The organism is Acidobacteriota bacterium (assembly GCA_040754075.1).
In the GTDB taxonomy this organism is placed as follows: Bacteria; Acidobacteriota; Blastocatellia; order UBA7656; family UBA7656; genus JBFMDH01.
The window spans coordinates 1-8,834 of record JBFMDH010000062.1; the positions used below are offsets into that span (position 1 = coordinate 1).

An 8,834-nucleotide genomic window follows, 5' to 3' on the forward strand; every position below is an offset into this window, starting at 1 on the left:
GGTTCGCTCAAGCGGGCGAATCGAGGTCATCGTAGTTTCTCCTCTCAAGGGTTTACCATTCTTGAAAAGGATAAAGCCGCGATGGCCTTTTATGCATTTTCAAAGATCAATTTTGTCCTGTACTAAGGACGGACAGTTTATTCACCGTCTCGGCAGCATTCCAGACATCGCTTGCCATCAGGCGAAAGTTCACGTAAGCCGCTTCGTAACCATCGAACCCGGGCAACTTCGCCGCCGCCGTTGCATCCGTGACCACCACGACCTCGAAGCCTTGTTCGAGCAATTCGCGCATGTGCGATTCCGTGCAGAGATTCGCCGACATGCCTGCGAGGATCACCTGTCGGATGTCTTTCTTGCGCAGTTGCAAAATCAGGTCATTCGATTCGGGACCGAAGACTTTGTGCGGGCTTGTGACGACGGTCTTTCCGTCTTCAATGTATGGCTTATAGCGATCAAGCCAATCAGCCCCCGACCCCTTGAAGCCCTCCTGCTTCAAGGCTCCCTTGCGGTCGAACATGCCGATCCGGTGCATGAGCACTTCGAGCGCGCCACCAAACTTCCATTGATGGTCGTGCGGGTAGTAATAGTGCGGGCTGACGAAGACCGGCACGCCGGAAGTCTTCGCCGCTTTGAACAGACTCTCAATGTTCTCGACGGTTTTGTTCTCCTTCACACTCTGTCCGACTACTCCCCAGGCGACCCCGTTGGGACTGAGAAAGTCGTTTTGCGGGTCGGTTACGACCAGCGCCACACGACCCACTTGGGGTGTCATACCTGGACGCGGGACTGGCACATCCTCGCGGGCGCCAGCGTAATGTGGCACAGTCGGCTTGGCATTCTGCGCGACTAACGACATGGGTACGGTCAAGCCGACTGCGACGGCAATCAGCGAGACGATAAGCAAACGATAGAAGAATTTCATGATGGTGTCCTTTCCTTTTAGTATGGATTAGTCCAAATCTGCGATAAGTGAACACTCTGGCGCTTACGCGCAGTCGCAGGATTGCGTGGCGCATCCGTTTCCAGGCTTGACTTTGGGGAAATCCACAACGGTTTGCGCGACGTGGTTGAAGTAGTTGGTGAAGATGTTCAGCGCCACGTTGGCGATGATCTCGGTGATTTCGCCGTCGTTGTAACCGGCAGAGCGCACCGCCTGGATTTCGCTGTCAAGCAGTTCGCCGCGTTTGATGATGAGTTGATGGGCAAATTTCAACGCGGCATCGGTTTTCGGGTCGCTGGAACCGGCGTGACGGCTGGCAGCGATTTCGCTCTCATTCAGACCAACCATTTTGCCGATGGCGGTGTGCGCTGAAAGGCAGTATTCGCAACTGTTGGCGTCAGCCACCGTCAGGGCGATTTGCTCGCGCAACTTGGCGTTGAGCAATCCGCCGCTGAGCGCGCCGCTGAAGTTTAAGTAACCTTCCAACGCTGCGGGCGAATTGGCGAAGGTTCGCATCAGGTTCGGAACCATTCCGATTTTGGCGTTCACGCCGTCGAGCAATTCTTTGGCTTTGCCGGTCGCTTCTTTAGGGTCAATCGTGTTCAGTCTAGGCATAATTTTCTCCTTTTTAATTCCATTGGTTGCGGCAACCGAATCATCTGCCCATTGGCGCTTTGCCTTGCCGACGATTCGTGTTGCCTTGCGATTGGCTTAATGGCATGCGCTGTGCCGTTGGCTGGCAATGAATTCAAATGGTTGAAATCACTTGGCTTGGCTTGTTTTAAGCTATTCGGATTTAGCCCCGAAATTTCGTTACACGACGAAAGTCTGAGTTCTCAACCACGAAAGTTCGTGTAAAATGGCGGTGTTATGGAACTCGAATCTTTACAAGCTGTGTCTTTGGTGATTGCCGAAGAGCGTTCGGTCGAAGCGGTTTTGCAGCAGATTGTCGAAGGCTTGGTGGCGCAACCGGGCGTGGCGCTGGCGCGGTTGTGGTTGAAAGCTCCGGGCGATGATTGCACCCGCTGTCCGATGCGGCTGGAATGCCCCGATCAAACTGAATGCCTGCATCTGATGGCAAGCGCGGGCAGCCCGACGAAAGCCGTTGAAAATTGGTCGCGGCTTGACGGCGACTTTCGCCGCTTCCCGCTCGGCGTGCGCAAGATTGGCAAGATCGGCGCGACCGGCGAACCATTGTTGCTGGCTGATCTCAAACAAGAAAGCGATTGGCTTGCGCATCCGCAGTGGGCGGCGCGCGAATGCCTTCAATCTTTCGCCGGACAACCGTTGATTTTTCACGGCGAAGTGTTGGGTGTGCTTGCCGTTTTCAGCCGCCAAACGCTTCAAACTCAGGAATTCGCGTGGTTACGCATGTTTGCCGACCACGCGGCAGTGGCGTTGGCTAACAGCCGCGCCTTCGCCGAAATCGAACATCTACGCGAACAGCTCAAACTCGAAAACGATTACTTGCGCGAAGAAGCCAAAGTCGAACGCGCCTTCGGCGGCATTGTCGGCGAAAGCGCCGCGCTCAAAAAGATTCTCGATCAAATCGAACTCGTCGCCGCGAGCGATGCCAGCGTGTTGATTCTCGGCGAATCCGGCACCGGCAAAGAGTTGATCGCGCGCGCCATTCACGAACGCAGCCAACGCTCGATGGGTCCGCTGGTCAAAGTCAATTGCGCTTCGATTCCGCGCGATTTATTTGAAAGCGAATTTTTCGGCCACGTGCGCGGCGCATTCACCGGCGCGATTCGTGACCGCGTAGGACGGTTTCAACTGGCAGATGGCGGCACGCTGTTTCTCGATGAAATTGGCGAAATTCCGCTGGATTTGCAAAGCAAGTTGCTGCGCGTTTTGCAGGAAGGAACTTTTGAACGAGTCGGCGAAGAGAAGACACGGCGAACCAACGTTCGTGTGGTTGCCGCCACCAACCGCGATCTTCGCCGCGAAATTGCCACAGGGACTTTCCGGCAGGATTTGTTTTTCCGCCTGAGCGTCTTTCCCATCGAATTGCCGCCGCTGCGTGAACGCCGCGAAGACATTCCGTTGCTGGTGCAGCATTTTATTGAGGAAGCCAGAAAGCAGGCGCGTTGTGGCAAGTTGCAAGTATCGGACGCGCAGATGGCTGCATTGCAACGCTATCACTGGCCCGGCAACGTGCGCGAACTGCAAAACGTCATTGAACGCGCAATGATTCTCTCGCGTTGCGGCGCGCAACCGTTGAATTTCGATTGGGTATTGCCGGTGGCTGAACCATCATCCGCCTTGCCGCCAGACAACTCGCCTGAAGCCGCGCAAGCTGCCACATTTCTTACGCAAGCTGAATGGGAAGCGCAGGAACGCGCTAATTTAATGGCGGCGCTGGAAACTGCGAATTGGAAAATTTATGGCGCGGGTGGCGCGGCGCAATTGCTGGGGATGAAACCGACAACCTTGGCATCACGCCTGCAATCTCTGGGCATCAAGAAAATTCGTGGCTGATTTCAACCACGATAGCGCCTATCTGCCTCTTCAATCGGGTAATCGTTGGCGCTCATATCGCGGCGACGCATCAAGCCTTCGTCATCGAATTCCCAATGCTCGTTGCCATGTGTGCGAAACCATTGCCCGGCGGCGTTGTGCCATTCGTATTCAAAGCGCACCGAAATGCGATTGTGGGTGAATGCCCACAACTCTTTCATCAAGCGGTAATCAAGTTCCTGTGCCCACTTGCGGCGCAGGAATTCTTTAATGGCTTCGCGCCCGGTGAAAAACTCCGCGCGATTGCGCCATTCGGAATCGGGTGTGTATGCCAGCGCGACGCGTTCGGGGTCGCGTGAATTCCAGGCGTTTTCGGCAGCCTGGACTTTGGCGCGGGCGGTTTCAAGCGTGAACGGCGGTTTGATAATTGGCGCTGACATTACTTTCCTCCTTGTTCGGTTTGCGGTTTTAATCGCTTGATTTCGGCTTCCTGTTGGGCGATGCGTTCGTAAAGCGGCGTGTTCAATTCGCGGATTTCTTCCCTCGTGAAGCGTGGCGTGATGTGTTGCGGACAGTTCCAGTCAAAGGCTTCGACGTGTAGCAGCATGGCGCGCTCGACCTGCGCCTGGTAAGTCGCGTGGTGCAATTGGGCGATGAGTTCAGGCGCGTCTTTGGCGGCGATGACTTCGATGCGCGCGTAAATCTTCAGCCGCTGGCGGCGCGCGTAATCCATCAGAATCAGCGCGGCTTTATCGTTGCCGTGCAGATTGCCAACGCTGATGTATTGCAGGTTGCCGCGAAAGTCGGCATACGCCAGCGTTCTTGCATCCAGCACTTTCAAAAAGCCTGACGGACCACCGCGAAACTGCACGTAAGGAAATCCGTTCTCGCCCACCGTTGCCAGATAAAAGCTGTCGCGGGCGGCGATGAAATCGGCTTCGGCGAAACTGAGTTCGGTGCCGCGTTCCATTTGTTCCATACGAACATACGAACGTCGCGAACCGTATTTTTCCTGCTGTGCTTTGACGTTTTCGGTGAAAGCAATTTCCGCAAAGTTCCTTGCCATGATTTTCTCCATTGGCAGCACTGGAGCGCGGCTCCAGCGCTGCCAACCGTTTTAGAAGGTCAAAATGGCATAACCTTCTGCCGTCAGTCGCGCGAGGCTTGGCAAGCCGGAAGTTTGCGGCACAGCGTTATCTTTGATGAGTTCGAGACCGCAAGCCTCCGCGCCCTCGCGCGCGCCGAAGACATCGGCGCAACCGCACGAGACGCCTGCGACTTTGTCTTTGACCGCCGTGAACAAGGCGAACGCCGGATGATCAGGTTTGACCAGTTCGCTTGCCCAACGCGTACCCGCGCCTTGAAATAACACGGTGACTTCATCGCCGCGTTGTTTGAAATCGTAAGCCGCCGCCAGTCCGTTGAAGAGACGACCGAGCGCTTCTTCCGTACTGGTTTTAGGGTCAGCCAGAATAATGATTGCTGCTTTCATTGGAAATGTTCCCTCCTTGCGAGATGATGATTGGTTGATTTGCCTTACGGCATCGGCACAGCGCATTGCCGTGCGATGAGTTAAAGTGCATACGTTGTGCCGTTCGCTGAAAAATCTTCATCACGCTGAAAGCAAATGAGTTAGCTTTGGTTTGAACAAGTTTGCCGAAGCACGAAATTTCGTTATCCAACGAGTACCCGTGTTGCCAATCACGAAAGTCCGTGTAGCGTTATTCGCAATGGAACTCGAATCATTACAAGCCGTCGCGGCTGGTGTTGATTCTCGGCGAATCCGGCACCGGCAAAGAGTTGAAAATGTGTGGTTGATTTTAATTGGATTGGCACAAAAACAGGCGGTCAAAACCACCTGCTCGCTTACTGACGGGGTTTATTTCAAAAGATTTCTAATCCAGCAAAAGAGGGATAAATCCATTTCAGGAGGAGAATGCAAACGAAAAATACGAGCTAAGAAGCTAGCTCTCTATGCTTTTGCGAAGCATTCTTAAAAGCAATTCTTTACTGGGAGTCGGGGTTCGAGTCCCATTATCCGAATACAACCGGCAGGCATAGGTTGCCCCTTCAGCCAGTCCTTCTAAATCCTGCCCGTTCACTTTTATTGAGGGAGAACCTTGAAACCCGAGCAACTCTGCCTCTTCATAAGAGTCTATTCTTTTTAGCGAAAAGTGAATCTTTCCATGCAATTCCCGGGTTGCAGCGAGCAGATTATCAAAGGTCTTTTTATAGGCGGGACAGCCATCAAAATAATAAAGTTCAATCAATATCTCTTTTTCCATAATTCGATTTTATTCGGGGGCTGTCGGTTTATTTACGGCTCTTCGAGTTGTACGCCTAATCCGAGGGCGAGCCGATTGACAAAATTGAAATAAGCAATGATGGCAACAACATCATGTATTCCCGCATCAGTGATTCCCACCGCTCTCAATGATACGAGGTCAGCTTCAGTAATCGAACTGCCTGAGACCGTTAATTTCCTTGCATATTCGACAAGCGCGCTTTGCCTCTCGTTAAGTGTCGCTTTCGCGGGATTCGTCATCAGTTCGTTTATGAAATGGTCATTTTTGGTTAATGCACGAAGAGCCTCTCCGTGATGAACCGTTCAGTAATGACACTGGTTGATCACCGAAACCGTAACTGCAATCAACTCGCGCTCCTGGCGGGTCAATTCTGATCGCCCAAACATCAACTTGCGGTACAGGTTAAGGTGCGCAGTCAGGGCTTCAGGATGCAGGCTATGTATTTTCAGAATATTTCCGACGCGACCGCGCGATAAGGAAACCTGGTCGTAAACTTCTCGTAGCTTGCCTTCGGCTTTGTCCTCATCTATCACTTTGATCCAAGCCATGATATCTCCCTGATTTATCTACAGGCGACTATTATTTTTCCTCGCGAATTATTCCATAAAAAGGTTCTAAAAGGCATTAAGCCCGTTTAGATAAGCTTTCGGAATCTATCCGGGAAACCAGTGGTGCAGCCTTTTGCATAATATACCCAGGTAAATGATTTGAATGTAACTGCTATTACTGATCCTTAGAGCATGACCATCCATAATGCTCCTTCAATTTGAAGATCGCGCTTAATGTGAGTGCGGAAACCGATTATCAATTTTTTAAAAGCAGTTGGAGGTCTGACATGACAAACCGGTTAATTAGTGAGCTTTCGTCTTCACAGTTTCTTACGCTGATAGAAGGTGAAAGGATAGTCTTAGCAGATTTTTTCGCGACCTGGTGCGGACCCTGTAAGGCAATGGAACCGGTTATTGAGCGCCTTGCCGAACAACTGGCTCCGAGTGTCGAAGTGGTCAAAATCAATATCGATAATTGCCCTGAGCTTGCGCAACAGTTTGGCGTGCGCGGCGTACCCAGCTTTCTCGTCTTCAGCAATGGAAAGCTGGGTGAGCGAGCCGTCGGAATCATCAGCGAAAAAGCGCTCACCTCACTCATTGAACCGTACCTTGCTGGTGCTGAAAAAAAGGTCTCCGCATAAAACATCAAGGTTATGTAGGTGTAATTACTGAAGCCTTTCAGCCTTTCACCTACACTGAAGCCGAATAAATAAATTGCGTCTGTTTCGATTGGACGGAACCAGTTCAGAGCAGAAAATTTACGACTTTTGAAAAAAGGAGAGGCAATATGCCGTTAGCACAAATCAAAGGACTCGGTGGCTATTTAACCATCGAACAAAAACAGGAACTCATCAGGAAAATTACTGATGCCATCGTTTCGGTCGAGGGCGAAGGATTGCGCCCGGTCACCTGGGTGCTCATCGAAGATGTCAATCCCGGTGAATGGGGCGTGGGTGGAGAGCCTGTCTCGCTTTCATTGCTCAAAGAAATGGCTTTACAAGCCCAATAAAAATTCACATCAACCAAGAGAGGTTACAAACATGAAATTTACTATTCACAATAAAACAACTGCGCCAGAGGCTTCTCAACCGATTTTGCAAGCCGTTGAAAGAGCCTACGGTTTTATCCCAAATCTCTATGGCGTATTTGCCGAATCTCCGGCGGCTGTGCAGGCTTATGTGGCATTGTCCGAAGCCCTCAAGAAGAGCGCGCTTTCGCCCATCGAGCAACAGGTGGTAGCCATTGCCGTCAGTACAGAAAATGACTGCGCCTATTGCGTTGCGGCGCACTCAGGAATGGCTTCCATGATGAAGATGCCGGATGCGACGCTTTGCGAACTCCGCGAACAACGTCCGTTGTCAGACCCCAAACTCAAAGTGTTGCGAGATTTCACGCTCGCGGTGGTGAAAGAACGGGGTTGGGTTGCCCCCACAGAAGTTGAAGCCTTTCTGGGAGCAGGTTACAGTCGGCGGCAATTGCTGGAGGTTATTACTGTGGTTGCTATGAAGACCTTGAGTAACTATGTGAATCATATCGCGGAGACGCCGCTTGACCAGGCTTTTGAGTCTAAGCAGTGGTCAGCAAAAAAAGAACACCAAACGGCTTAATCTGGTTGCGCGGCACAACCTGAAAATTCTAATCAGCAAGTGATTTTCGTAAACTCGCTCAGGGGTGCGCCGCGCACCCTGGGCGATACCCTGGCAAGGCTAACGTTTTCGTAAAATCTCTTCATCAGCAACCTCACAAAGCTTTTGCAGATTGCGAATAGAAATCTCTTTGCGGTTTATTTCTATGATGCCTTCGTCGCGCAAACTCCCAAGCGCATTGCTAACCGTTTCGCGGTATACGCCCATCATATCGGCAATGTCTTGATGCCGAACTCCGGTAATTGAATGTGAGCCATGACTGGAAAGGTTGAGCAACAAAGAGGCGACGCGCGCCGGTATCCCTTTAAAGGCGCTATCGCCTAAACGGGATTGTGCCTCATGCATTCGTTTGCCAACTTCTTCAAGCATTCGCAGCGCGACTTGCGGTTTCTTTAAAATGAGCCTTTCCACATCAGCCCGCCCCATTACGCAAACCGTACAGTCTTCCGCCGCTTCCGCAAACAGGTCGTACATATTCTGCCCAACAATCGTCATCTCTCCGAAAAAGGTCATGGGTCCGACGGTCTGAACAATCAGTTTGCGACCTTCTGAAGATAAGCGATAGAGATGCACGGAACCTTTTTTGAGCAAAAATAAGACTTCGCCGGTTTGTTCGGGCATATAAATGATTTTGCCTCTGGAGGCGGTGGTCATCACGGTTGATGACTCAACCATCTTCATCTCTTCGGATGAGAGGTCACGGAAAATTTTCATTGCAGAAAGATAAGCTACTTTGCTCGGCACAAAGGGATAACGGGGTGCGGCTGAATCGTTGGCATTTGCTGATTTTCCGCTGCTAATTACATTTCAATGGTTCGGACAAAAAATGAGATGAAAAAATAAGCCAATACCGATTAAATGGATGTTTCCAGACACCAGACAATCGGAGATTGGCTTATGACTTTCGTCAACCAGATTTTAGATCAGATGACCA

General features: G+C 51.4%; 12 protein-coding genes. 4 read left to right on the top strand and 8 right to left on the bottom strand.

Annotated elements, in window-relative coordinates; all coding sequences use genetic code 11:
• Positions 1-106: 106 nt before the first annotated feature.
• Positions 107-856, bottom strand: a complete 750-nt coding sequence (locus tag AB1757_31025) for a cysteine hydrolase (protein ID MEW6131503.1) — start codon at positions 854-856, stop codon at positions 107-109.
• Between the two features lie 129 nt (positions 857-985).
• Complete coding sequence (locus AB1757_31030) at positions 986-1,555, bottom strand: carboxymuconolactone decarboxylase family protein (GenBank protein ID MEW6131504.1); 570 nt, start codon at positions 1,553-1,555, stop codon at positions 986-988.
• Between the two features lie 255 nt (positions 1,556-1,810).
• On the opposite strand from AB1757_31030, the gene AB1757_31035 reads away from it, so the two are divergent.
• Positions 1,811-3,421, top strand: coding sequence for a sigma 54-interacting transcriptional regulator (locus tag AB1757_31035; GenBank protein ID MEW6131505.1), 1,611 nt, complete (start codon positions 1,811-1,813; stop codon positions 3,419-3,421).
• Positions 3,422-3,423: 2 nt separating this feature from the next.
• On the opposite strand, the gene AB1757_31040 is transcribed toward AB1757_31035, so the two are convergent.
• From AB1757_31040 to AB1757_31060, 5 genes are all read right to left on the bottom strand, one after another.
• On the bottom strand, positions 3,424-3,840 hold the full coding sequence (locus AB1757_31040) for a nuclear transport factor 2 family protein (GenBank protein ID MEW6131506.1): 417 nt from the start codon (positions 3,838-3,840) through the stop codon (positions 3,424-3,426).
• On the bottom strand, positions 3,840-4,466 hold the full coding sequence (locus tag AB1757_31045) for a pyridoxamine 5'-phosphate oxidase family protein (protein ID MEW6131507.1): 627 nt from the start codon (positions 4,464-4,466) through the stop codon (positions 3,840-3,842). The genes AB1757_31040 and AB1757_31045 overlap by 1 nt, the downstream gene beginning before the upstream one ends.
• A gap of 51 nt (positions 4,467-4,517) precedes the next feature.
• Entirely contained in the window at positions 4,518-4,892 is a 375-nt protein-coding gene (locus AB1757_31050; GenBank protein MEW6131508.1) for a DsrE family protein, read from the bottom strand.
• 472 nt (positions 4,893-5,364) lie between these two features.
• A complete protein-coding gene (locus AB1757_31055; GenBank protein MEW6131509.1) occupies positions 5,365-5,685 on the bottom strand; it encodes a thioredoxin family protein in 321 nt (106 codons plus the stop codon).
• Between the two features lie 32 nt (positions 5,686-5,717).
• Positions 5,718-6,254, bottom strand: a complete 537-nt coding sequence (locus AB1757_31060; GenBank protein ID MEW6131510.1) for a peroxidase-related enzyme — start codon at positions 6,252-6,254, stop codon at positions 5,718-5,720.
• Positions 6,255-6,541: 287 nt separating this feature from the next.
• Here AB1757_31060 and trxA point away from each other — a divergent pair, with 287 nt between their 5' ends.
• The 3 genes from trxA to AB1757_31075 all read left to right on the top strand — a co-directional run bounded on the left by trxA (position 6,542) and on the right by AB1757_31075 (position 7,861).
• The gene (gene trxA, locus AB1757_31065; protein MEW6131511.1) at positions 6,542-6,895 is read left to right on the top strand and encodes a thioredoxin; all 354 of its coding nucleotides are present in this window, start codon (positions 6,542-6,544) and stop codon (positions 6,893-6,895) included.
• A 146-nt stretch (positions 6,896-7,041) separates the two neighbouring features.
• A complete protein-coding gene (locus tag AB1757_31070; GenBank protein MEW6131512.1) occupies positions 7,042-7,263 on the top strand; it encodes a 4-oxalocrotonate tautomerase family protein in 222 nt (73 codons plus the stop codon).
• A gap of 31 nt (positions 7,264-7,294) precedes the next feature.
• Positions 7,295-7,861, top strand: coding sequence for a carboxymuconolactone decarboxylase family protein (locus AB1757_31075; protein MEW6131513.1), 567 nt, complete (start codon positions 7,295-7,297; stop codon positions 7,859-7,861).
• A 99-nt stretch (positions 7,862-7,960) separates the two neighbouring features.
• Here the strand turns inward: AB1757_31075 and AB1757_31080 are convergent, their stop codons facing one another.
• Complete coding sequence (locus AB1757_31080; GenBank protein ID MEW6131514.1) at positions 7,961-8,644, bottom strand: Crp/Fnr family transcriptional regulator; 684 nt, start codon at positions 8,642-8,644, stop codon at positions 7,961-7,963.
• Positions 8,645-8,834 lie beyond the last annotated feature (190 nt).